Raw genomic sequence first — 25,160 nt, 5'->3', positions numbered from 1 at the left:
TCTTAAAATTCTCCGTATTTATACATATAATTCTTTCTTGGTTCAACTACATCTCCCATAAGAAGAGAAACCATTTTTTCAGCTTTAGCTGCATCTTCTATCTTCACTCGTAAAAGAGTTCTGCTTTCAGGATTTAAAGTTGTTTCCCATAATTGGTCTGGATTCATTTCTCCAAGTCCTTTATATCTTTGAATCAATGCTCCTTTGCCCACTTCTTTTTTTACTTTTTCTAAATCATCATCACTATAAGCATATTTAACAACACTCTTACCTTTTGTCTCTTTATAAACCTTATACAAAGGAGGCTGTGCTAGATAAAGATGTCCATTAGCTATAAGAGGCCTCATATATCTGTAAATATATGTCATCCAAAGCGTCCTGATATGATATCCATCAACATCAGCATCACTCATAATTATTATCTTATCGTATTTTAAATCCTCTTCTTTATAATTATCTAAAGTTCCTGTTCCAACTGCTGTATTAAATATTTTTAATTCTTCCGATGCCAATACATTCTCAAGTTTTTGCTTTTCAGTATTCATTATCTTACCTTTTGAAGGCATTATTGTCTGAAATCTTCTGTCTCTTGCCTGCTTTGCTGAACCTCCCGCAGAATCTCCCTCAACTACAATAAATTCATTTACACTTTTATCTTTCATAGTGCATACGGCAACTTTACCTGCAAGTGGTGCTGTACCTTTTCCGATTTTTTTTCTTTCAGCATCATTTATTTTCTTTATCTTATCTCTTCTTTTAGCTGCTTCAAGTGCATTATTAATTATAGATGTAGCAAGTTCTTTATTATCTTCAATCCACTCAGAAAATTTAGTATATACTAAATCATTCATCATAGTATATGCTTCACTATTTCCTAATTTTGTTTTAGTCTGTCCTTCAAATACAGGATTTGTTATCTTTATCCTTACAATTGCTGTCATGCCTTCTCTTAAGTCATCACCTTCAAATTCCTTATCTTTTTCCTTAACAAGGCCTAACTTTTTTGCCCATTCTTTAAATGCTCTTGTCATTCCTGTTTTAAATCCTGTCTCATGAGTTCCAGCTTCTGTTGTAGGAATATTATTTACATAACTTGCAATATATTCAGTTGTAGAATCCGTAAACTGTACACATATCTCTCCATACATCTGAATATTACTCACAGTTCTTTCTCCATCAAATATTATTGGAGTTTCATGTATTGGTGTTTTACTTTCATTTAAATATTTTATAAAATCCAAAAGACCATTCTCAGAATAATATTCTTTGGAATTTTCCTGGCCTTTTCTTGTATCTATTAATTCAAGTCTTATCCCCTTATTCTGGAAGGCTAATTCCTGAAGTCTGCTGTCTATTACATCAAATTTGAAATCAATTGTTGAAAATATATCTTCATCTGGTCTAAAAGTAACCTTAGTTCCTGTTTTATCTGTCTTTCCAATAATCTGTAGTTCAGTTACTGGAGTACCAGGCATATCCCTTTTTAATTCTTTATCAAATGCATATTCGAATCTTTGTCTATATATATTTCCATTCTGATAAACTTCAACTTCAACCCATTTTGAAAGTGCATTTACAACAGCAGCACCAACACCATGAAGACCTCCTGAAGTTTTATAATTTTTATTATCAAATTTTCCACCAGTGTGAAGTTCAGTATATACCATTTCTACTCCTGACTTTTTTTTCACTGGATGAATTCCTGTAGGTATTCCTCTTCCATTATCTATTATTGTAACACTCTTATCTTGATTTAATATTATAGTAACTTTATTTCCATATCCATTAGCTATTTCATCTATGGAGTTATCAATTATTTCCCATATACAATGATGTAATCCCTTGCTTCCTGTAGATCCTATATACATTCCTGGTCTTATACGAACAGGCTCTAATTTTTCAAGTGATGTTAAATCTGTTACATCATAAGTATTATTATTCCTTGCTTCCATATTATTCCTCCACTCTGAACACCAGTTCTGTTTTTTTGCATTTTAATCAATACCAATTATTTCTAGTACATACTTTTTATATTCTACATCATACACTCTTTATTGTCATTAACAAAACAATCCTTAATGTTTATATTATTAAGTTTTAATCATCATGTCTCTTATTATACGCCATTTTTTAATATACTTCGTTTCTTAAATATTGTCAAAATAAATTTCACAACTAACAATGTACAATGGACAATGAAAAACAAAATCTTTTCAAAATTTCTTTAGTATTTTTACATGTGTTAGCTAAATTTCAAATGTAATTTTAATCTTGCAACAATATCTGTAAATAAAAATAAAAACACCATAAAGTTTTAAATTACTTTACGATGTTTTATAAAAATTAATATAATTCATAAAATCTGTTCTTAAACATCACAGATTTCAATCTTCCTAACATGTTTAGTATGACTCCACTCTTTATTATTTTTATTTAATATTCCTTGAATAGTAATTGGAATCCAAGTTAATGTATAGAGTCCATATAATAAAAATCTAAAGAATAATATAAGATTCTTCTTTCCTAATATTAAACCTGTAAGTAAAAGGAATACTAAATTGTATCCTAATGTAATTGCCATTATCTTAGGCCAGCTTTCTATGTTTGCAGTCAAATATGGAACGACAAATACATTGCTTGAATACAAACACATCATAGCAAGAAATCCTTTTGAAACCTTCTTTTCTATTGCAAGTATTAATGGTGTTATTAAAAATTGAAGCACTGCAAAAGATTTAAATCCAACATCACTAAATAGATAATTTATTATAAATATATTCAGTCCCTTTGTATTTGCCTGCAATAATGTCAACACTGCTGATATTCCAAGTAATAATGTTACAAATGGTTGTAATACATACAAAGCACAATCAAAAATGTAGAATTTTCGTTCTACTATAGATTTTTTTAATAATTTAAAGAAATATCTAGATGCAACATCTGAAAATCCCTGCATCCATCTTTTTCTCTGTGTCCATGACTGACCAAGTTTTAATGGTTTTTCATCATAAATTATAGCATCATGAGCCCAGCCTACTTTTTCTCCATTCAATACAAGCTTACATGTAAATTCAAGATCTTCTGTAAGACATGTTGCTCCCCAGCCTAACTCTTTTAAGGTTTCTGTTTCAACAACAAAACCTGTTCCACCTATCTGATTAGAAAATCCAACATTTTGTCTTGCAAGTTGGAACATTCTATTTTGTGTCCAGAATGCTATTGAGTAAGATGCTGCAATCCATGAATCATTTGGGTTTTTACTATCTATATAACCTTGTACAACTTTATATCCTTCCATCATTTTGTTATTCATTTCACGCAAAAAATTTTTATGTACAAGATTGTCAGCATCAAATATTGCCACCGCATCATATTTTTTATCCATTTTGAATAATTTATCAAACATCCATTCTAAAGCATATCCTTTGCCTCTTTTATCTTTTGAAAATCTTTCACAGACATTAACTCCATATTCACCAGCTATTTTTGCTGTGTTATCTGTGCAGTTATCTGCAATTACAAATACATCATACAATTCTTTAGGATAATCAAGCTGCAACATACTTTCTATAAGACTACCAATAACAACTTCTTCATTATGTGCTGCAATTAACAATGCAAATCTTTTTTCAGGTTCAAAAACCTTTTTATCATCTTTTCTAAAAAGACCAAATAAACCTAAAATTAAATAATAACATGTTATAGCAAATACAAAAATTTGAAATACTGCTGTTATGGTAAAAATATAATTTCCCATTACATTCACTCCTAATATTTAATGAAATTTTACTCATTAATTCATTTTAAATTTTTGTTTTCATAATATACCTATTTAATGATATTTCAATAGAAATAAAAAATCAACCCTATATTATTACGATAAAATTAATATTTTCCCATAATTTTAATTATATGTTTACATCCGTTTTATGAATATGTTTTCATACTCAAATTAAATTCTTAGAGTATCCTTCTGAATAATTACAGATATTACTTTATCAAAAATATATATGTAAAATTAAAATTTGAGAATTTTTCATATTAGTTAAACATTAAACACAAATCAATTTATAGTGTAAAGTAAGCATATATATTTCAATTATTCACTATAAATTGTTAATTGAAATATATATAAAAAGAATGTCACATCTTAACATTCTATATAGAACAAAAATGTGACATCCATTATAATTTAATTTTTAATGTTCTTTAATGTATTAAACTATTCCTTGAGCCATCATAGCTTCTGCAACTTTCATGAATCCAGCAATGTTAGCACCAGCTAATATATTTCCTTCTACTCCGTATTCCTTAGCTGCATTTTTAGAATTATGATATATGTTCTTCATTATTCCATGAAGTTTTTCATCAACTTCTTCAAATGTCCATGATAATCTCATGCTGTTTTGTGACATTTCAAGTGCTGAACAAGCAACTCCACCTGCATTTGCAGCTTTTGCTGGTCCAAAGAATATTTTATTATCTTGGAATACTTTGATTGCTTCAAGAGTTGATGGCATGTTTGCACCTTCAGATACAACCTTAACACCATTAGCAACTAAAGTCTTAGCACTTTCTTCATCAATTTCACCTTGAGTTGCACAAGGAAGAGCTATATCACATTTAATAGTCCAGATTCCTTTGCATCCTTCATGATATTCAGCAGTTGGTACTGCATCAACATATTCTTTAATTCTTCCTCTTCTAACTTCTTTGATTTCTTTAACAACATCTAGTTTAATTCCATCTTTATCATATACATATCCGTTAGAATCACATAAAGCTACTACTTTAGCTCCTAATTCTTGAGCTTTTTGTGTAGCATATATAGCAACATTTCCTGATCCTGAAATTACAACAGTTTTTCCTTTGAAGCTGTCTCCATTATCATTAAGCATTTCTTCTGTGAAATATACTAAACCATAACCTGTAGCTTCAGTTCTAGTTAAACTTCCTCCAAATGTTAATCCCTTACCAGTTAATACTGCTTGATCACTTAATGATCTTAATTTCTTGTAATATCCGTAAAGATATCCGATTTCTCTTCCACCTACACCAATATCTCCTGCTGGAACGTCCATGTTTCCACCAATATATTTATATAGTTCTGACATAAAGCTTTGACAGAATCTCATTATTTCATTATCTGATTTACCCTTTGGATCAAAATCAGATCCACCTTTACCTCCACCAATTGGAAGTCCAGTTAAAGAGTTTTTAAAGATTTGTTCAAAACCTAAGAATTTAATTATGCTTAAGTTAACTGATGGATGGAATCTTAAACCTCCCTTGTAAGGTCCTATAGCACTGTTAAATTGAATTCTGAATCCTCTATTAACATGTACCTTTCCAGCATTATCTACCCAAGGAACTCTAAACATAAGTTGTCTTTCTGGTTCAACAATTCTTTCTAATAATCCTGCTTCTACAAATTCAGGATGCTTATCAAAAACTGGTGTTAAAGAATTTAACACTTCTGTTACTGCATCTAAAAATTCTTTTTGACCAGGATTAACTTTTTCTACTTTTTCTAAAACGCTTGAAACATATTCATTGCCCTTCATTTTTACATCTCCTTAAAACTTATTACCATATATTATATTATCGTAATTTTATATTAATTTCTATATCATTTTTCATTTTTCTATTAATTTTGTAAATTATTTTTCATTTTAATGTTTTTTACACATCATATAATTTTTTTTGTAATTTTTCGGGCACTTTTTTGACCTTTTTACAATAATCCACAATTGCAAAAATATTGAAATTATAAGATATTATCTTTTTTATGCTTTTTTAGCATTAATCTTATGGGAATCATAGAAAATATTCCTCCTATTGTTCCACATATAATATCCATCATTGTATCACTCAAACTGTTATTTTGAGAGTGAAAACCAAAAATCTTATCAGTAGAAAACTCCCATATTTCCCAACATCCAGCAATAGCAACACTAAAAACAAATATAAATATAATCAAAAACTTTAAGTCTAATTTATCAATATATTTTTTTGTAAAATGCTCATAAACTACAAAACCTATTATACCTGATATTATTCCAGATATAAAGTGAAGTATTTTATCATAAAAATTTATTACGGAATATATATTTAAAATATTGCCCATATACATAGACATAAAAATAAAAATCACAATAGATATATATGCTAACGTATATTTACTTAAAAATGTCTTTTTAAACAATACCCTTACAATCAAAACCACAATTGCTGTAAGCAATATTCTAAATACTTTATCTCCACCATTAAAATAAACATTTGAAAATAAAGTCAATGTAAGAACAGTTATAAAAATAACCGTAATGAAATTAAAAAAATCTACTTTTATTACTATATTTTCTTCTTCCATTCAAAAACCTTCTTACTTTTATATATTACTCCCCCTAAAATTACTCCTCCTAAAAATCCCCCGATATGTGCTGCATTATCAATGTTTATGACTACAAGACCTATAATCAAATTTATACCTATTGTTTTTAACAGCCCTTTTGTATATTCCTTATTTATATTTTTTCTTTCTATTAATGCAAATGCCAACAATGCTCCCATTAATCCAAAAATTCCGCCTGATGCTCCAACTGATATACTTTGAGGATTAATTATCATACTTAAAGTACTTGATGATACACATGAAACTAGATATATTATTATATATCCAACCTTTCCATATATTTTTTCTATCTCTGGCCCTATTATATATAACATATACATATTACATGCTATATGAATAAAACTTCCATGTAAAAAGGCACATGTTATAAGTCTCCATACTTCTCCTTCCTGTATTAAAGGAGTGTATTTAGCCCCCAAGAAAATCAGAACTATATTGTTTATTCTATTTCTTTCCGCTTCGGATATTGAACCTGAATAGTTTGAATAAATCATATAATTAGTTATCAAGAACATAATTATATTTAAGGCAATTATAATTAATGTGGATACTTTATATTTAAAATAATTTTTACGATTATCCTTTGGAGATAATTTCATTTTTTCTATAACATCTGTAATTATTTCAGCTAAAGGCCTGCAGCCATTATCACAATGCATTATATTATAATTTTCCTTATTTAATACGATTTTATTCACATCATAAATATTACTATCTATATAATTTTCATCACTAATAACAATAGCATTGAATAGAAATGGCCTGTCTAAGCTTTTAACATATTCCAATGCCTCAGATATATTGATGTTTTCATCCTTATCATCAGTTACAATAACACAATACACTCCTCCTTGTATTTCCCGTACTGCTACATACATATTTTTTGAATGGAACCTGCTATAATATTGTTTCATGTAAAATTTTTCTCTCTCAATTAAATATTTATATAAACTGCTATAAAATTTATTCACATTTCCACCCTCTTTGTATATAAACTAATATTATTAAGTGTCTTATTCTATAAATACTACTGATAAACTTTGTATACTTTACAAATAAAAAAGTACAATACAGCATTTAAACAGATTTTCCATTTATACGCTATATTGTACCATGTAAATACCATTATAAACTATTAATTTTTGCTTAATTCAATCATATCTAATAATTCATTAAATCTCTTTATTGTAGCTTCAATAGGTTCTGAAGTTGTCATATCCACACCTGCATTTTTCAATATATTTATAGGGTAATCACTGCCTCCAGCTTTTAAAAATCCTTTATATTTTTCTACTGCATTTTCTTTTCCTTCTAAGATAGAATTTGAGAAAGCTGATGCTGCTGCATATCCTGTAGCATATTGATAAACATAAAAATCTGAATAGAAATGAGGAATCCTTGCCCATTCAACATCAATTTCCTTATCTACAACCATGTCTTTTCCAAAATACTTTACATTTAAATCATGCCATACCTTATTATAATCATCAGCTGTTAAAGGAATTCCTTTTTCTAAAGTCTCATGTGTATACAATTCAAATTCAGCAAACATCAATTGTCTGAATACAGTTGTTCTTATCTGCTCCAACTCTTGATTTATAAGGTATAATTTTTTATTTTCATCAGTTTCTTTGTTTATCAAATAATGAATTAATAATGATTCGTTGGTTGTTGAAGCAACTTCTGCACAGAATAGAGTATATCCTGCATAATAATATGATTGTTCCTTTCTTGAATAATATGAATGAATTGAATGACCCATTTCATGAGCTAATGTTGATACATCTTCCATTTCATTATTATAATTCAATAATACATATGGCATGGTATCATATCCACCCCATGAATACGCTCCACCTTTTTTACCTTTATTTTCATATATATCAATCCATCCCTCATTAATTCCACTCTTGAATATATTCAAATATTCCTCTCCTAAAGGCTTTAATGCATCTAAAACTATATTAACACCGTCATTAAATTCAACTTTTTCCTTTTCCGCTTCAATAACTGGAACATACAAATCATACATATGAATTTCATCTAATCCCAATAGCTTCTTTTTTATTGAAACATATCTATGAAGGGATGATATATTATCATTCATTACTTTAACTGCATTTTTATAAACTTCTAAAGGAATGTTATTAGGACTTAGAGAAGCATCCAATGCACTTTCATATTTTCTTGTTCTACTCATGAAATTGAAGTTCTTTATTGAACATGTTAATGATGTTGCAAGTGTATTTTTAAATTTATCATATTCACCAAATAATTTTTCAAAAGCAGCTTTTCTCACATTTCTATCTTTGCTTCTTATAAATGAAGAATAATTTCCTTCTGTAAGTTCTATTTCTTTTCCTTCTTCATCTTTAATCTTTCCAAAAGTCATATCTGCATTAGTCAATACATTGTGTATAGCATCGGGAGCATCAAGACAGTCAGAAGCAGCTGCAAGAAGTTCTTCCATTTCCTTAGTCAATATATGAGGTTTTTCTTTTAATATATCATCAAAGAAAAACTTAAATGGTTTTAATCCATCAATTCTCTTTATTTCCTTTTCAATAAATCCATCTTCAAGATTCAATATTTCTGGTACAAAATAAGCTGTGTAACTTGATAATTCAGCCATATATATATCTATTTTACTCATAAGACTTTGATATGTTGAATTTGAAGTGTCTTCATCAGATTTTAAATGTGCATAGATAAATAACTTTTCTGCTTTTCTTGATATTTTCTCATTTAATTTTAAATATTCTAAAATAGTCTCTCCATTATTTAATTTACCATTAAAATCTTTAAGTTTAACCGCTTCTTTTTTTAGGTTTTCAAAATCTTTTTCCCATTCATCAATGTTTTTATAAATTTTATCTACTTTCCATTTATACTTTTCATCAATGTCTTCTCTTCTTTTTAATTCACTCACTATTTTCACTCCTTCTTCAATTAATCTTACAAATTTACAATGTACAATTGACAATTAACAATGAATGAAGAAATCTCTTCAAGATTTCTTTTATTGTTTATATTGTTTTCCAATAAATTATTCTTCTGAATACTCTGCTTCTTTACCTTTAATGGCTTCAAATACTTTGCTCATTTCTTCAGTTATAATAGATATGCATTCATCTATTTTTTCTTTCATAACTTCATAGTCTTCATCATATTTAAAGTTTATTATATATGTTGGATTATATTCATCTAAATCTTCTGTAACTTCATACCCCTTTTCTTCAAAAGGTTCTACATCAAACAAATCATATATAGCTGAGTATTCCCATTCTTCTACATTTTTATTTGTATCAAAATACATATACACAGTTCCATCCAAAACAAAAAGTTTTTTTACGTATAAAGCGCCTTCATTCACTTCAAAACTTCCTAATTCCTTTTTTATAAACCCTGTCTCTTTATCTTTTTCCATTAATACTAAGCTTGAAAAATCCATAATATTTACACCATCCTGTTAAATTTTATTTTTTCTATAAGTCTTTTTAACTAATTTTAACACAATATGCTATTTCCATACTATTATTTATGATCACTTTTAGATTATATCAAAAAAGTAAGTTTCGTATCTATTGAAGATAAAATTTATCATATACGAATAAATTAAGGCATATGATTTTAATTTAACTTTTATCCATATTATGTTAATATTCATTTAAGACTTAATTTATAATATATATTACAATTGACAATGCACAATGTACAATTGACAATGAATGAGGAAATCTTTTTAATATTCCTTTAAAGTTTTTGCATGTATTGAATAAAATCGGGATGTGATTTTAATCTTGCAATATCTAATATATTCTGGAGGTTTTTTATGAATGCTAATTTATCAGAACAAAAGCCTACAATTTATAAATATCAAAAGTCAAAATCCATTAAAAAAACAAAAAATAAATTTCACAAAAATAGCTCTATATATTCTATTATTTCCATAGTATTGATAGTTATAAGCTCATATTTTATAACTCAAAATTTTTATCTTTCGAAAGATTCAAAAGACCTTTCGTATGCTGTAGAATATGCTTTTACTAAAAGCAATACAGATAATAGTCTTCTTCGTGTTAAATACATGACACTTATAAGCTGTGATGGAAACAATGCTACTGTAGAAGCTTCTGGTCTTTCAAAGTCTAAACCACATCATACTATATCTATTATTGGAAACTTCTCTAAAGATAATAATCAGAGCTGGCATCTCGTTGAGATCTCAGATATTTCCAACCCCATAGAGAAACAGAATTGACACTGGAAGATACAATTGCTTTTAATTTTATTTATATATAAATCAAAAGGACATCGAAATTTTCTTGATGTCCTTTGATAATTTATATAAATTATTTTCTATTTTCTAAGAATGCTGTCATTTTATTTACAGTAGACATATCCTCTCTTTCTAAATCTGTTGGCTGAAGTTTTATTCCTAGCTTTTCTTCAATCTGTAATAACACTTCAATGATTGCAAGAGAATCAAGTAATCCAGCATCAAATAAATTTAAGTCTAAATCTTCTGCTATTTCATCATTTCCTGTAACATCAATAAATATTTCTAATACTTTTTCTTTCATCTTAAATCCTCTCCTTATTTATTAAATAAATATCCTGAAAATATCAACATTCCAAAACAAACTATGTGAAATGTCAATATAGTCTGTGCATATTGAAACCATTTTTCTTTTTTATGTTTTTTATAATATTTAGATTTTCTCTCATAAATATCTGTAATAACCAAAAGTATACCTTGATATAATCCATAAATGATATAATATGCTGTAAGTCCATGCCATAATCCCATTACAAACATAGTTATAATTTGAGCTACATGAGATGCTATAAATCTATTTTTAAATCTTTTTTTCCTCATGGAATTTAATACAAATCTTGAAAAAATATAATCTCCAAACCATCTTGATAATGATATGTGCCATCTTGTCCAAAATTCCTTCATATCTTTACTGATAAATGGCTTATTAAAATTATCAGGTGTCTTAATTCCAAAAATATAACTTGTCCCTACAGCAAATAAGCTATATCCTGCAAAATCAAAGAATAAATACATTGTATAAGCATACATATAATTTAAACTGTTTATAAAATTCACCTCTGTAGGAATTCTTAAAAGCCAATATGTGTGTATAAGATATGCAATTATAAATTTATAAGCTATTGCTATAAATATTTTTTCTATACCTGGTATAAGATAAATATCTATATAGTCTTTTCTTTCTACAGACTCATTTAAATTATCCTCAAATCTTTTCCATCTATCAATAGGACCTGAACTCAAAGTAGGAAAAAATATAATAAAGTAAGTATATTCAAAAAAATTGACCTTTTTTATTCTTCCATCATAAATTTCAATTATCATCTGAATGACTTTAAAATTTATATAGGACAGTCCTACAAACCCTATCATAGATGCATATTTTGTTATTCCTGCTACTTTTACTATTATAAGGGGAAGTATAGAACAAAATAAAAATGCAAAGTATATATACTTATTATCTGTTTTTTTTCTTATACTTAAATATACATATATTAAAAATGTTTCACCAATAAAAAATGCTGCAAAAAGTATACTACTTATATTTTTTCCCATTATAACACATATCATAACAATTGATGCAATAATTCCATAATATTTTACTTTTTTACATGATAACCCTAATACTATGGCAGGAATGAAAGTTATAAATAAAATGTATAGATAAAAATAATCACCATACTGTGTAATTTTCATTATACTTCCTCCAAAAGTTTTTTTCTATCAATCTTTCCATTCACATTTGTAGGAAATCCTTTTACTATTTTTACATTTCTCGGAACCATATATGATGGTATCAATGTGCCTAATTCTTTTTTTATAGAAATACCATTTTTTAATCCACTTAATCCATTGTCCTCCTTCAATTGAACAAATGCAGTTAGATATGCTATTTTGTTATCTTTTTTAACAGGTACAACAGCTGCATTCTTAACATTAGATACCTTTATCAAATTATTTTCTATATCTTCAATTTCAATTCTATACCCATTAAGCTTTATTTGAAAATCTATTCTGCCACAATAATACATATTCCCATTTTTATAATATCCTAAATCTCCAGTTTTATATGCTCTGCATTTGCTTCCTTTATAATCAGCATAAAAAAATGACTTATTGGTTTTTTCCTCATTATTAAAATATCCCTTGCTTACACTTGGACCTATAATTACTATTTCTCCCTTTTGTCCTTCTTTTACTTCATCTCCATTTTCATCACAGATTTTTACTATTGAATTCTTCATAGGATGTCCAATAGGAAGACTTCCTTCTTGTTCTAACAGACTTCTATTCATATCGTTTATAGATATAGCAACTGTAGCTTCTGTAGGTCCATACCCATTTATTATCCTTGTATTGGGAAATCTATTTAAAAGTTCTTCACATAAAGTTTTAGGAAGTACTTCTCCTACAAAAACCATAGCTTTTAACTGTGGCAGCATTTCTGCATTAAAATTATCTTGAGCTACACACATTCCTGCAAATGATGGAGTAGATACCCATAAATTAATATTAGATTTACTTATATCATCAAACATATTTTTTAAATTTGATAAAGTCTTCTTAGAAAGTCCATGAAGAGTTTTTCCATAACATAATCCTGGATATATTGAAGTAACAGATAAATCAAATGAATAAGCAGCCTGATTCATAAAAATTTCTTCACTTTCATCAAGTTTTAAGTATTCTCCAATCCAATCAACAAAATTATCTAAATTATTACTGCTTATCTGTACACCCTTTGGTTTTCCTGTACTTCCCGATGTAAACAATATATATGCATTTTCATCACCTTTAACCCAGTTTTCTTCTTTTACTTTAATATTTTTACATTCTTTAACAATTGAATCCACATCATCTTTTCTTAGTACCCTTGTGCCATTAAACTCATTTCCTTCACTAAAATCAAACAATACTTTAGGATGAACTTCGGACATTATTGTCTCTACTCTTTCCTTTGGATAACTTATATCAATTGGAACATATGCTCTTCCAGATTTTAATGCTGCCATCATAACTGCCATCATTAAATTTTCCTTATTGCCATATAATACAACTGGAGTTCTATCCATTCCAAATTCTCTTAAAATAAAAGCTGCAATTGCATCAGATATATTATCTAATTCTTTATAACTCATTGATTCTCCATCGCAAATCAAAGCTTTTCTATCAGTTTCTGCAAATCTTTTAATACTTTTTAAAATCTTCATGTATAACACTTCCTTAAAATTGATTGTATATAAATGGTATCTCGTTAAAAGGTTCAAATATTACTAACATAATAGCTATTGCTATTATTACAGATATCAATAAACTCACGCATATATCCTTATTTTCTTTTAAAATTTCTGTGAAATTTTTCATGTATAAAAAACACCCCTTCATTTATAATAATAATTCACTATTATTCTCTATATCTTTCAAGCAACTATATATTATTTAAGTTAATTATCTATTTTGGAAATGTTTATAAAGCTGCTCATCTACTTCAAGCCACCCTTTCCATCCAAAATGTGTTCCATCATACATAAAATATGGTTCATATTCACGATCAGAAAAATTCAGCACTTCACATCCGTTATCTTCACTTATTTTTTCTAACTTTGCATAAAATTCATCACGATTTTCTTTTTTAATTCCTAATTCATCATACCATTTACCATTTGTAGGCATCAATATAATATATGGTTTTATTCCCATATCACTGCACACATCCAAATATAGCTGAAAATCATCATATTCTTTTGAATTAAGTATATCTCTATCTTTTAAATAATTTTTATGCAATTCTAAATCTGGTTTATATTTATTATAATAATCATCATATACCATATAATCATTATTGGTTATGCTTTCTTTACCTTCTTCATAAGATTTTTCATATTCTTCATCCCAATCAATTTTCCTAAATTCTGTAGTTACTTCTTTATCATTCAAGGTTTTTAATTTTTTGTATAAGAGACCTTTATCCTTAAGAGTAACACTCTGCTTTCTCATAAGAAAATATGGTTCGAATATATATTTTACCATCCTGCTTAATACACTTTTATTTATATATAACTTTGCATACAATTTTTCTGGAGAATATTGAGAAGTGCCTTTTAGTAAATCATTTATCCGTACTGCATATCTATATTTATTTTTATCTGATATTTTCTCATTATCCATAAAACTATAAAATTGAACTGGTGAAAAAGTGCTTTGAAAATCATCAGCCGTCATGCCATCTTTATTGTAAAACCATTGAAGTGAAACTATTAATGCAACTTTTCTATTTTTATTCTTTCTACTTTCACTTCCTATTACAGACAAATGGACAATACTTTGTCCCCCCTGAATTCCTACAGTTTCAACATCATTCATTCCTTCAATAGGAAAAAATTTCATAGGTGCCTGTGGAATTTTTACATTTAATTCTGAAGTTGCCTGAAGTAATATATAATCGTTGTCTGCGAAATAATTATTAAACCTTACTCCTTTGTCTTTGTAAACACTATTATATTCTTTTGATGCCCATGACAATTCTTTTTTCTCTAACATCTCATTTATATTGTTGTCAAGAAAATTATTTATTATCACAACAGTAATTACTGTCACAATAAAAGGAATTATCAGACATATAACTTTCCTTATCATAATATCCTCCTTTAATTTTTTCCAAACATAATTTTATACCTATCAAATGTATTATTCAACATATGTGGAATTATTTGAAACATAATACTATGCAAATATTTTTGTGTGGGTATTGCAAATGATTTGCATATAGATGTATAATAAGCATTAGTATATGTGTACAATTGACAATAGGGGATTAAATATTTTCAAGATTTCTTTAATATTTTACATGTATTGAAGTAAATTTCATTTATTGTTAATTGATATTAAATCAAGGAGCTGATTTTTTGATTAAAATAAACAATATGTCATTTTCATATGTGAAAGGAAATGATTTATTAAAAGATATAAATCTAGAAATTAAATCAGGAATGTATCTCTCTGTTTTAGGAGAAAACGGAAGCTGCAAAAGCACTCTTATAAAATTAATATTAGGCCTATTAAAACCTGACAGTGGTTCTATTGAAATAGATACAAAAAAAATTTCTTATGTCCCTCAGAGAATTGATAGTTTTAACAAGGAATTTCCTATAACAGTTACAGAAGTTTTATCTTCTCATTTAAAAGCAATAAAATTAAAAGATCCAAAAGCTATTTCTGATGTTTTAGAAAAAGTAAGCATGAGTGATTTTAAAAATAATCTTATTGGAAATCTATCTGGAGGACAGCAACAGAGAATATTTATTGCAAGAGCTCTTCTTGGTAATCCTGATCTTATAATATTAGATGAACCTTCTACTGGTGTAGATGAAAAAAGTCAAAATGAAATTTATCCTTTACTTCAAGACCTAAATAAAAATCATGGAAAAACAATAATTTCTGTAGAGCACAATACAAAAATTGCTTTAAAATATTCTACTCATATATTAAAACTTAACAACGGAAATATAAAATTATATACAAAAAATGAATTTATTAAACTTTTAGAATGCGAAAATTCTATATCCAATATAGTATAAAGATTTAAGAAAGGTACGAGAAAAATGTTTGAATTAAGTTTTATGCAGAATGCCTTTGCTGCTGGATTTATTGTTTCAATATTATGTCCATTCATAGGACTTTTTATTGTGCTTAGGCGTTATTCAATGATTGGTGATACATTATCCCACTCTTCTTTTGCAGGAGTTGCAATTGGACTTGTTTTGGGGACAAATCCACTTCTCACTGCATTCATATTTACAACAGTTTGTGCTATTGTAATTGAATACCTCAGAACATATTATAAAAAATATGCAGAACTTGTTATGTCTATAGTTCTAACATTAAGTTTAGGTATTGCAATAATTTTAACAAGTAGTGGAAAAGCTACAGCTAAAGTTGAATCATTTTTATTTGGAAGTATTCTTACAGTTACCTCTTCAGATATAATTTTAATTGCAATTGTAGGTGCAATATGTCTTTTAGCTCTTATATTGATTTATGATAAGCTTATATATGTTACTTTTGATGAAAGTGGTGCTGAGACAGCTGGAATCAATGTAAAATTAATCAATTATGTATTTACAATACTTGTAGGTGCAACAATTTCACTATCAATCAGGATAATGGGAATCCTTGTAGTCTCATCAATAATAGTTGTTCCAGTTGCTACAGCAATGCAGCTTAAACGAGGATTTACCAAAACTCTTCTTCTATCCATATTTTTCGGATTCATAGATGTAATGGCTGGTTTGGTTCTTTCATATTACATGAATAGTGCTCCTGGGGGAACAATAGCGCTTACTTCTGTAATAATATTAATTCTAACCCTAATAACAAAAAAATTTATTGCTCCTGAAGAATAGAGAAATCCTCAAAGTTATTCACAGATTCTTCTCAAATATAATTTCATATAGAATAAAAAAGTCTTGTTATAGAATTTACACTTGATTTATCAAAATTCTATAACAAGACTTTTTAATATATAATACATTAAAAAAATTTTGGAAATATTTCATCATTAATTGTTAATTATCCCTTATTAATTAAAACATATTATTTTTTATTTATATTATTCTTACATTCCCTGCATACACCTTTTAAAACAAGATCATGTTCAGTAAGAGTAAATCCAGTTTCATTTTGAACCATTTCCTCTATCTGGCTCATGGGACATGGAATATCTATTTCTTTATGACAGATATCACATCTCAAATGATGCCTATGTGTTTTTTTCTTTAATTTATATGCAAATACTCCATCAGTAAGAGTAATTTTTTCTGTAATATTCTTTTCTTCAAATAATTCTAATGTTCTATAAACTGTACTTAGATTAATATTTATATCTTTATCTCTTGATATGTGATATATTTTTTCAGCTGAAAGACTATTTTCTGAGTTCTTCAATATATCTAGTATTTCTAGTCTTCCCTTTGTCACTTTTATATTTTTTGATCTAAGAAATTCCTGTGATTCCACTTTCATATCTCCTAACAATTAAATATTATCTATATTATAACACAAATACAGACAAATATTTTAAAAGAAAATCACTTTTAGACCAAAAAGAATTAGTGCAGCTCCACCTAAAAAATCTGCATATTTGACGATAAAATCAATCTTTTTTATATATCTACATACAAAAAATGCTATTGTACATAAAAGTAAAGTTATAAATCCTATAAAAATAGAATTAATTATCAATGTTAATATACCAGATATTCTGCAAAATACAGTAAAACCAATCACAAACGCGTCTATACTAACTGAAATTCCAAGTATTATACATGTGCTATCTTTTATTAAAAGAGTGCTTTCTTTTTCCTTTAATCCCTCAAAAAACATTATTATTCCCATAATAACCATTACAATTCCGCCTGCAATATTAGGAATACTGGTTATATACATATCAAATAAATGTCCTGCAAATCCTCCTGCTAATACAAGAAAAAATTGAAAAAAAGCAAATGATAATATAAATTTTATTTTATTATCCCTCTTTAATATTGGATTTAAACCTATTCCAAGAGATACGCCAAATGCATCCATAGCTAACGCTATACCTATAATCATAATATAATATATACTCATTTTTTCTCCTTTTATTATAGTAATCAAAACAGATTTCTTAATCTATTAATATTACACATAAGTTACATTAATGTATGCATAAAATTATAAATATATACCATATTATTTTTTGTACTATACAACAAATTTATACTGATTATTTTGTCACAAGTACTTTATTTAATCGTTATTTTATTGTATATTAATAAATAGAGTATTACTTTTATCAATCAGTATAACATATTTAAAATTATAGTGTAACAAATAAGGAGGACTTTTAATGTCAAATTGTATAATAGCCCAATCTGGAGGCCCAACTTCCGTAATCAATTCAAGTGTTGTAGGTCTTATTCATGCTAATAAGGAACTTATGGCCTTTGACAAAGTTTATGGAGGTTTAAATGGAATTGAAGGTATATTGAATAAAAACATAATTGATCTTTCTTCAAAATCCGATGAAGAAATCAATGCATTTAGATTCACACCATCTTCTGGATTAGGTTCTTGCAGATATAAATTAAAAGATGCTGAAACATGTGCTGATGAATATAAAAAATTAATCAACATTCTTAATGAATATGATATAAAAGCATTCTTTTATATTGGTGGAAATGATTCGATGGACACTACTGCAAAATTAGCGCAGTATGCAAAAGAAAATAATATTGATATTAAATTTATAGGTATTCCAAAAACTATTGATAATGACTTAAAATACATAGATCACACTCCTGGGTTCGGAAGTGCAGCCAAATTTATAGCAACAACTACTCTTGAAACATCATTAGATGCATCAGTTTATATAAATAATGGTATTTTCATTTTAGAAACCATGGGAAGAGATACTGGATGGTTAGCAGCTTCAGCATGTATCGCAAAATTAGATGGCAAGCCAGTTGCTGATTTTATTTATCTTCCTGAAGTTGCATTTGATAAATATAAGTTTTTAATAGATGTAAAAAAACGCTTTGAAGAAAATAACAAAGTATACATAATAGTCTCTGAAGGAATAAGAGATAAAGATGGAAAATTCATATCAGAATTTGAATGCGTATCTCAAGATAAATTTGGCCATACACAACTTGGAGGAGTTTCTAATTATTTAAGAAACATAATACTTGATTCAGGAATAACAACAAGAGTTAAAGCCTTAGAACTTGGAATTCTTCAAAGATGTGCTATGCATTGTGCTTCTGATACCGATTTAGAAGAAGCTTATATGGTAGGTGAAATGGCACTTAGATATGCTTATGAAGGTGAAAGCGGAAAGATGGTTACAATTCAAAGAGAAAACAATAATCCTTATAAAGTGTCTTATTCATTAGTAGATGCCGATAAAATAGCAAATAATGTACGATATTTCCCTTCTGAATGGATTAATGAAGAAGGTAACTTTGTTACTGATGAAGCATTTTCTTACTTTGAACCGCTTATAAATGGAACTCCAATATTAGATTGTGATGGAAATCTTCCTAAATTCAAAGTATTCAACTAATATAGCATAAATATTCTTAACTGAACTATAGTATATATAGTTCAGTTAAGAATAAAATTTTTTATAGCAGATATACATTTATCCTTTAAAAATAGTTATTGTATTGTAAATTATTTAATAAATCATAAAATCAGTATGATTATAATAAATTTAATCTCTATACAATAACTCTTTTATATTTTTTTATCTAAAATTTGTTTCTGCAGATATCATCTATCGCATTGAGAAATATATCCACTTCTTCAATTGAATTATATACTGCAAAACTTACTCTTACCATTCCAAGCATTTTCTCTTTTGGATTTTCCAAAAACAATTTTGCTTGTTTTTCAGTTACATTCATAAGCCTTCTACAGTATGGATGTGCGCAGAACCATCCATGCCTTACGGATATTCCATATCTTTCTGCCAGTAATTCTGCTGTATCATAATGATATAAATTTTCTATATTAAATGTGGCTATTCCAAGCCTATCATCAATGTCATCCACATCTCCATAATTAATTACCTTAGGGATACTTCTCAAACCACTTAAAATATGATTTAGTAAAATTTCTTCATGTTTTTCTATATAATCATATCCTATGGTCTCTATGAAAGTTAATGAATTTATTAGAGACATGACTCCAAAAAAATTAGGTGTTCCTGCTTCATTTTTATCTGGCGGCATAAGATAAATGACATCATTGTCTGATACAAATTCTACAGTACCACCTCCTGAATTATCAGGAATAGATTTTTCAAATTCTTCTTTAAGACCTATAATTACACCAGTGCCAAATGGAGAATATATTTTATGAGATGAAAAAACTAAAAAGTCTATATCTTCTTCTTCTGTTTTACCGCTTATTTCAATTTTTTTATGCGGTACAAGCTGAGCTGCATCTACTATTAATTTAGCTTCATATTTGTGAACTATTTGGGCTATATTGTGAATATCATTTACATAGCCAGTCACATTAGAAGCTCCTGTAAGAGATACATATTTTGTTTTTCCAAAATTTTCTTTCAGCTTCTTTTCCAATTCATCAATTTTAAGTCTTCCATATTTATCAACTTCAATATAATCAACTTTCCCTCTATTTCTCCATGGCAGGTCATTAGAATGATGTTCCATTCTTGACAAAATTACTACTTCATCATCTTCTTTTACAAGAGTCTTTGCTAATCTATTTATTCCGTCTGTTGTATTATTTACATATATTACAACATATTTATATTTATTCTTTATACTAAAGAAATCCATTATAAATTCCCTTGACTCTTTGTATAATTCAGTAGTTATTTCTGCTTTCTGTCCTGTTCCCCGACCTATTGAAGCATAGGTATTGCTTAATTCATATATCCAGTCAATACATGACTTAATAGGCGGAGTTGTTGCCGCATTATCAAAATTTATACATTTCATTAAACATCCCTTAGAGTTATAAACTTTTTCATCTAACCCAATAAATAAATCTCTGATGTTCCTTTTCTTATTTATCCTCATAATGCATCTCCTCCAATTATATAATATTCTGTCACAAGTTTATTGTGCATGTACTATCTACTTCAAAAAATTCATATTAATAAAAGTAACAGTGATAATTTTATTAGTACTGTATTCATTTAATATTAGGGAGGAAATTACATGAAACCAGATGAAAAATATATGGGCGAAATAAATTTAAAAAGACATTTTAAATTTATACCACCATCATTTGATAGAAGCCTTATAATTGAAGACAATAAATCTAATGATAATATGAATAATGAAAATGACTATCTGGATTTGTATCCATCTGAAACAGATGAAGATCAACTTTACTGCTACTATAATAGTGTGAAAGCTTGTAATAATACTGTTGAAAATACAAAATCAAATAGCAGGACTCCAGAACCTTTTGAAGTGCTAAGATGTCTTGATTTAGATATGGATGAAACTTCTAATTCAGATAATATTTCATCTCAAAACAATATAGATAAAATTTATAATAATATTATCACTAATCATTCCAGCATATGCAATTCACTTTCTTTGTATGGAATGCCTTCTCCTATAATAAAAGTAATTACTAAAAGACTTATAAAACTTTCCTTATTATACAACAATAGAAAGTAGGTGATTATATATGTATTTATTCAGAGATTCATTACCTAAGATAAAAGGATATCTGCGTTTTATACACGCCACTCCAGATGCACCTAATATTGATATATATCTTAATGATAAACTTATTTTTTCTAATTTATCATTTGGAAATGTAACAAATTATATTGCTATAACTCCAGAAACATATTCTATTGAACTATATAAAACTGGAACTCATGAAAAAACACTTATATCAGAACCTTTTCAAATACTTCCAAATAATTTATCCACTATAAACATTACATTTGAAAATAATGAGATAGCATTCTTTTCTATTGATGATACTCATGATTTACACAATAATCGTCTTGCATATGTACGGTTTATAAATCTTGCACCTACATCTCCACTTATTTCTTTATCTCTTCCAGATGAAAGAGTTTTATTTAATGAAACATCATACCTTGAAACAAATGATTATTATCCTATCTCAGCAGGAATTTATAATTTTATAGTTTCAACATCTGATGGCAGCTTAACTAAATATATAAGCAATATAAAATTAGAAAGAGACATGTTTATCACCATATATATTGTAGGATTATATAAAAAAAGACCTCCTTTAGGCTATATTCTTGTAAGGGATAATTTATCAATTAATAGATAATCTATATGCACTCTTATAACTTTAAAGAACTGACACATGAATTATTATGTGCCAGTTCTTTATAATTATGTAATCATTCCATCATTGCCCTAATTTTTTTAAATAAAATAGGTTTTATAGTATCTATATCTGTAGGTTCTTTAAGGACTATTGTTGTATAACTTATACTTCCAACAAGCTCTATTATCATAAATAAAGTCATTTCAGCTTCATCTTTATCCATACCATATTTTATAAGATTATTTATAAAATCGTCTAAAACCTTTGTTACTTCATCATACTCTTTAGGATTCATAATAGCTTTTCTATAAAGTCCCCATGATATATTCTTATTTATTAATTTTAAAAGAGATTGATTGCTTTTAAAAAAACTAATTATAGTATCAATAAAAAACAATGTTCTTTCCTTGAAATCTACAATTCCTAAATTATTTGCTTTATCTAGAGATTCTCTTATTATTTTTCTACTATTTTTTAAAATCACCTTATTTAAAATATCATGCTTATCTTTAAAATATAAATAAAAAGTTCCCTTTCCAACCTTTGCTTTTCTTGCTATATCATCAATAGATGTCTTTTCTATTCCCCTGGATATGAAAAGTTCACTTGCAGCCATGAGTAATTCTTCTTCCTTTAATTTCTTTTTCATGGTAATATTCATTTTTTTATTTTCCAACACAACTCACCTCCAAATATTACCCAACATCAATTATAATTTATAAAACATTAATTTCAAAGTTACATTTTATAACTTTAATTTTTTATTGAAATTACAAACTATATCTTATTACTTATCATGTATTATTACTATTCCTCTAATTAAATGGTATAATTATTATATGTTTGACTTGTTCTAGATATTTAACTTTATACAAAATCTGTTTCTAATAATATACATAATAACCAAATATTTTAATAAAAATACATAAATTACTCAATATTAGTATTTTTATATAAATTGTTAATTATAATTATATATTATATGTATTCTAAAAAATAATCCAATTAACAATTTACAATAAATAATGGTGCCTTTGCAAGATTTCATCTTTGCATTGTCAATTTTACATTGTCAATTGCAACATATATAAATTCTATTTTTACATTTCAAACTTTGTATTTTAATCTTGCAATACATTATTTAAGACTACAAAACCGGAGGATAAAAAATGATTGTTTTAAGCTGTAAAGACATATGCAAAAGTTATGGAATAAATGAAATATTAAAAAATATAACTTTTTCCATTAATGAAGGCGATAAAGTTGGTATAATTGGCTCAAATGGAGAAGGAAAATCTACTCTTTTTAAAATTCTTACTAAAGAAATCTCATATGATAGTGGAGAAGTATTTATAGATAAGAATAAAACTTTAGGTTATCTATCTCAGCATCTTTCCCTTGAATCATCTAATACTATTTATGATGAAATGCTGTTAGTTTTTGATGACCTTCAAAGACTTGAAAAAAAGATTGCTGACCTTGAATTAAAAATGAATGAACCATATGATGTAAATAATGCAGATTATCATGAAAAAATAATAAAAGATTATGGAACTGCACAAGACCTTTATGAAAATCGTGGTGGTTTTACCTATAAGGGAGAAATTTCACGTATTGTAAAAGGACTTGGATTTACAGAAAATGATTTTGATAAAATAATTTCTACTTTGAGTGGAGGTCAAAAAACAAGAGTTGCTCTTTGTAAACTCCTTCTTTTAAAACCTGATATACTTCTTCTTGATGAACCTACCAATCATCTTGATTTAGACGCTATTGAATGGCTTGAAGAATATTTAAAAACATATAAGGGAACTGTTGTTGTTATATCCCATGATAGATATTTTTTAGATTCTGTTACAACTTCAACATTTCAAGTTATAAACGGACATGTGAATTGTTATAATGCTGCATATACAAATTCTTTAGAACTTATGAAAAAGGACTATGATGCTAAATTAAAAGCTTATAATCTTCAACAAGCAGAAATCAAAAGACAAGAAGCTATAATTGAAAAATTCAGATCATTTAATCGTGAAAAAAGCATAAAAAGAGCTGAAAGCAGAGAAAAGGCCCTTGAAAAAATAGAACGTCTTGATGCACCAGATGTAGAACATGCTGCTTCAAAAATTAAATTCGAAGCTTCAGTAAAAAGTGGATATGATGTTCTACATGTTGAGAAATTAAGTAAAAGCTATGGAGAAAAAAAATTATTTTCAAATCTTTCTTTTGATTTAAAAAGAGGTGAAAAAATAGCTCTTATAGGAGAAAACGGCCGAGGAAAAACAACTCTTTTCAAAATAATTATGGATAAAATCAAACCCGATTCTGGTTCTAAAGTTCTTGGTGCAAATGTTAATGTTGGATACTATGATCAAGAACAATCTAATCTTGATCCTAATAAAACAATATTAGATGAAGTATGGGATGACTTTCCTGAAATGACTACAACAGAACTCAGAACTGCACTAGGTTCCTTTTTATTTAGAAATGATGATGTATTTAAGGAAATAAACAAACTCAGTGGTGGAGAAAAATGTAGAATAAATCTTTTAAAACTTATGCTTTCAAAATCTAATCTTCTTCTCCTTGATGAACCAACTAACCATCTTGATATTCCATCAAGAGAAGCATTAGAAGAAGCAATATTAAGCTACGACGGTACTCTTATTGTAATTTCCCATGACAGATATTTTTTAAATAAAGTAATAAACAGAATTTTAGAACTTCAAGAAGATGGCGCTCATGAATATCTTGGAAATTATAATTATTATGTAAAGAAAAAGAAAAATCCACTAAGATTTGAAGAATACGAAGTTACTGGAATTGGAAAAACTAAAACAGCTATAAAAG

Annotated in this window: 22 protein-coding genes; 7 read left to right on the top strand and 15 right to left on the bottom strand. The window is 27.4% G+C overall.

What is annotated here, in order from left to right:
* Positions 1-2: 2 nt before the first annotated feature.
* The 7 genes from Q0F58_RS03810 to Q0F58_RS03780 all read right to left on the bottom strand — a co-directional run bounded on the left by Q0F58_RS03810 (position 3) and on the right by Q0F58_RS03780 (position 9,863).
* Positions 3-1,952, bottom strand: a complete 1,950-nt coding sequence (locus Q0F58_RS03810; RefSeq protein WP_294372803.1) for a type IIA DNA topoisomerase subunit B — start codon at positions 1,950-1,952, stop codon at positions 3-5.
* A gap of 416 nt (positions 1,953-2,368) precedes the next feature.
* A complete protein-coding gene (locus tag Q0F58_RS03805; protein ID WP_294372801.1) occupies positions 2,369-3,757 on the bottom strand; it encodes a glycosyltransferase family 2 protein in 1,389 nt (462 codons plus the stop codon).
* A gap of 460 nt (positions 3,758-4,217) precedes the next feature.
* Positions 4,218-5,564 carry an NADP-specific glutamate dehydrogenase gene (gdhA, locus tag Q0F58_RS03800; RefSeq protein ID WP_294372798.1) on the bottom strand — a complete coding sequence of 449 codons (1,347 nt, stop codon included), beginning with the start codon at positions 5,562-5,564 and terminating at the stop codon, positions 4,218-4,220.
* A gap of 203 nt (positions 5,565-5,767) precedes the next feature.
* On the bottom strand, positions 5,768-6,370 hold the full coding sequence (locus Q0F58_RS03795; RefSeq protein WP_294372793.1) for a hypothetical protein: 603 nt from the start codon (positions 6,368-6,370) through the stop codon (positions 5,768-5,770).
* Positions 6,352-7,383: a rhomboid family intramembrane serine protease gene (locus tag Q0F58_RS03790; protein ID WP_294372791.1), complete on the bottom strand. Its 1,032-nt coding sequence runs from the start codon at positions 7,381-7,383 to the stop codon at positions 6,352-6,354. The genes Q0F58_RS03795 and Q0F58_RS03790 overlap by 19 nt, the downstream gene beginning before the upstream one ends.
* Before the next feature lie 164 nt (positions 7,384-7,547).
* The gene (pepF, locus tag Q0F58_RS03785) at positions 7,548-9,341 is read right to left on the bottom strand and encodes an oligoendopeptidase F (RefSeq protein WP_294372788.1); all 1,794 of its coding nucleotides are present in this window, start codon (positions 9,339-9,341) and stop codon (positions 7,548-7,550) included.
* Between the two features lie 117 nt (positions 9,342-9,458).
* Positions 9,459-9,863, bottom strand: coding sequence for a DUF6762 family protein (locus tag Q0F58_RS03780; protein ID WP_294372784.1), 405 nt, complete (start codon positions 9,861-9,863; stop codon positions 9,459-9,461).
* 381 nt (positions 9,864-10,244) lie between these two features.
* On the opposite strand from Q0F58_RS03780, the gene Q0F58_RS03775 reads away from it, so the two are divergent.
* On the top strand, positions 10,245-10,673 hold the full coding sequence (locus tag Q0F58_RS03775) for a hypothetical protein (protein WP_294372781.1): 429 nt from the start codon (positions 10,245-10,247) through the stop codon (positions 10,671-10,673).
* 91 nt (positions 10,674-10,764) lie between these two features.
* On the opposite strand, the gene dltC is transcribed toward Q0F58_RS03775, so the two are convergent.
* The 4 genes from dltC to dltD all read right to left on the bottom strand — a co-directional run bounded on the left by dltC (position 10,765) and on the right by dltD (position 15,107).
* The gene (gene dltC, locus Q0F58_RS03770; protein WP_294372779.1) at positions 10,765-10,995 is read right to left on the bottom strand and encodes a D-alanine--poly(phosphoribitol) ligase subunit DltC; all 231 of its coding nucleotides are present in this window, start codon (positions 10,993-10,995) and stop codon (positions 10,765-10,767) included.
* A 14-nt stretch (positions 10,996-11,009) separates the two neighbouring features.
* The gene (dltB, locus tag Q0F58_RS03765) at positions 11,010-12,167 is read right to left on the bottom strand and encodes a D-alanyl-lipoteichoic acid biosynthesis protein DltB (protein ID WP_294372777.1); all 1,158 of its coding nucleotides are present in this window, start codon (positions 12,165-12,167) and stop codon (positions 11,010-11,012) included.
* Positions 12,167-13,681 (bottom strand): D-alanine--poly(phosphoribitol) ligase subunit DltA, encoded by a 1,515-nt coding sequence (dltA, locus tag Q0F58_RS03760; RefSeq protein WP_294372774.1) that lies wholly within the window; start codon positions 13,679-13,681, stop codon positions 12,167-12,169. The genes dltB and dltA overlap by 1 nt, the downstream gene beginning before the upstream one ends.
* A 238-nt stretch (positions 13,682-13,919) precedes the next feature.
* Positions 13,920-15,107: a D-alanyl-lipoteichoic acid biosynthesis protein DltD gene (gene dltD / locus Q0F58_RS03755; RefSeq protein WP_294372773.1), complete on the bottom strand. Its 1,188-nt coding sequence runs from the start codon at positions 15,105-15,107 to the stop codon at positions 13,920-13,922.
* Positions 15,108-15,376: 269 nt separating this feature from the next.
* On the opposite strand from dltD, the gene Q0F58_RS03750 reads away from it, so the two are divergent.
* Complete coding sequence (locus Q0F58_RS03750; RefSeq protein WP_294372771.1) at positions 15,377-16,048, top strand: metal ABC transporter ATP-binding protein; 672 nt, start codon at positions 15,377-15,379, stop codon at positions 16,046-16,048.
* A gap of 24 nt (positions 16,049-16,072) precedes the next feature.
* Complete coding sequence (locus Q0F58_RS03745; RefSeq protein ID WP_294372769.1) at positions 16,073-16,873, top strand: metal ABC transporter permease; 801 nt, start codon at positions 16,073-16,075, stop codon at positions 16,871-16,873.
* Between the two features lie 190 nt (positions 16,874-17,063).
* Here the strand turns inward: Q0F58_RS03745 and Q0F58_RS03740 are convergent, their stop codons facing one another.
* Together Q0F58_RS03740 and Q0F58_RS03735 are read right to left on the bottom strand one after the other, a co-directional pair.
* A complete protein-coding gene (locus tag Q0F58_RS03740) occupies positions 17,064-17,486 on the bottom strand; it encodes a Fur family transcriptional regulator (protein ID WP_294372841.1) in 423 nt (140 codons plus the stop codon).
* Between the two features lie 60 nt (positions 17,487-17,546).
* Complete coding sequence (locus Q0F58_RS03735) at positions 17,547-18,098, bottom strand: manganese efflux pump (protein ID WP_294372766.1); 552 nt, start codon at positions 18,096-18,098, stop codon at positions 17,547-17,549.
* A 259-nt stretch (positions 18,099-18,357) separates the two neighbouring features.
* Here Q0F58_RS03735 and Q0F58_RS03730 point away from each other — a divergent pair, with 259 nt between their 5' ends.
* Entirely contained in the window at positions 18,358-19,572 is a 1,215-nt protein-coding gene (locus tag Q0F58_RS03730; RefSeq protein ID WP_294372764.1) for a 6-phosphofructokinase, read from the top strand.
* 187 nt (positions 19,573-19,759) lie between these two features.
* Here the strand turns inward: Q0F58_RS03730 and Q0F58_RS03725 are convergent, their stop codons facing one another.
* Entirely contained in the window at positions 19,760-21,061 is a 1,302-nt protein-coding gene (locus tag Q0F58_RS03725) for an aminotransferase class V-fold PLP-dependent enzyme (protein WP_294372762.1), read from the bottom strand.
* Positions 21,062-21,202: 141 nt separating this feature from the next.
* On the opposite strand from Q0F58_RS03725, the gene Q0F58_RS03720 reads away from it, so the two are divergent.
* Both Q0F58_RS03720 and Q0F58_RS03715 read left to right on the top strand, forming a co-directional pair.
* Entirely contained in the window at positions 21,203-21,673 is a 471-nt protein-coding gene (locus Q0F58_RS03720; RefSeq protein WP_294372760.1) for a hypothetical protein, read from the top strand.
* Positions 21,674-21,683: 10 nt separating this feature from the next.
* Positions 21,684-22,310, top strand: a complete 627-nt coding sequence (locus tag Q0F58_RS03715) for a DUF4397 domain-containing protein (protein WP_294372757.1) — start codon at positions 21,684-21,686, stop codon at positions 22,308-22,310.
* Between the two features lie 73 nt (positions 22,311-22,383).
* Here Q0F58_RS03715 and Q0F58_RS03710 read toward each other — a convergent pair whose 3' ends face one another.
* Positions 22,384-22,986: a TetR/AcrR family transcriptional regulator gene (locus Q0F58_RS03710; RefSeq protein ID WP_294372839.1), complete on the bottom strand. Its 603-nt coding sequence runs from the start codon at positions 22,984-22,986 to the stop codon at positions 22,384-22,386.
* 493 nt (positions 22,987-23,479) lie between these two features.
* Here Q0F58_RS03710 and abc-f point away from each other — a divergent pair.
* The coding region (gene abc-f, locus Q0F58_RS03705) for a ribosomal protection-like ABC-F family protein (RefSeq protein WP_294372754.1) at positions 23,480-25,160 on the top strand (1,681 nt) is incomplete at its 3' end.

The sequence above is a fragment of the uncultured Clostridium sp. genome, assembly GCF_934754915.1.
GTDB lineage: Bacteria > Bacillota > Clostridia > Clostridiales > Clostridiaceae > Clostridium.
The sequence above is the reverse complement of the archived record's forward strand: the minus strand, read 5'-3'. Positions and strand labels throughout refer to the sequence as shown.

Bases quoted from the DNA above. Each gene is read 5' to 3' on its own strand.
- Q0F58_RS03810 (WP_294372803.1), bottom strand. From the start codon at position 1,952: ATGGAAGCAAGGAATAATAATACTTATGATGTAACAGATTTAACATCA.
- Q0F58_RS03805 (WP_294372801.1), bottom strand. From the start codon at position 3,757: ATGGGAAATTATATTTTTACCATAACAGCAGTATTTCAAATTTTTGTA.
- gdhA (WP_294372798.1), bottom strand. From the start codon at position 5,564: ATGAAGGGCAATGAATATGTTTCAAGCGTTTTAGAAAAAGTAGAAAAA.
- Q0F58_RS03795 (WP_294372793.1), bottom strand. From the start codon at position 6,370: ATGGAAGAAGAAAATATAGTAATAAAAGTAGATTTTTTTAATTTCATT.
- Q0F58_RS03780 (WP_294372784.1), bottom strand. From the start codon at position 9,863: ATGGATTTTTCAAGCTTAGTATTAATGGAAAAAGATAAAGAGACAGGG.
- Q0F58_RS03775 (WP_294372781.1), top strand. From the start codon at position 10,245: ATGAATGCTAATTTATCAGAACAAAAGCCTACAATTTATAAATATCAA.
- dltC (WP_294372779.1), bottom strand. From the start codon at position 10,995: ATGAAAGAAAAAGTATTAGAAATATTTATTGATGTTACAGGAAATGAT.
- dltB (WP_294372777.1), bottom strand. From the start codon at position 12,167: ATGAAAATTACACAGTATGGTGATTATTTTTATCTATACATTTTATTT.
- dltA (WP_294372774.1), bottom strand. From the start codon at position 13,681: ATGAAGATTTTAAAAAGTATTAAAAGATTTGCAGAAACTGATAGAAAA.
- dltD (WP_294372773.1), bottom strand. From the start codon at position 15,107: ATGATAAGGAAAGTTATATGTCTGATAATTCCTTTTATTGTGACAGTA.
- Q0F58_RS03745 (WP_294372769.1), top strand. From the start codon at position 16,073: ATGTTTGAATTAAGTTTTATGCAGAATGCCTTTGCTGCTGGATTTATT.
- Q0F58_RS03735 (WP_294372766.1), bottom strand. From the start codon at position 18,098: ATGAGTATATATTATATTATGATTATAGGTATAGCGTTAGCTATGGAT.
- Q0F58_RS03730 (WP_294372764.1), top strand. From the start codon at position 18,358: ATGTCAAATTGTATAATAGCCCAATCTGGAGGCCCAACTTCCGTAATC.
- Q0F58_RS03725 (WP_294372762.1), bottom strand. From the start codon at position 21,061: ATGAGGATAAATAAGAAAAGGAACATCAGAGATTTATTTATTGGGTTA.
- Q0F58_RS03720 (WP_294372760.1), top strand. From the start codon at position 21,203: ATGAAACCAGATGAAAAATATATGGGCGAAATAAATTTAAAAAGACAT.
- Q0F58_RS03715 (WP_294372757.1), top strand. From the start codon at position 21,684: ATGTATTTATTCAGAGATTCATTACCTAAGATAAAAGGATATCTGCGT.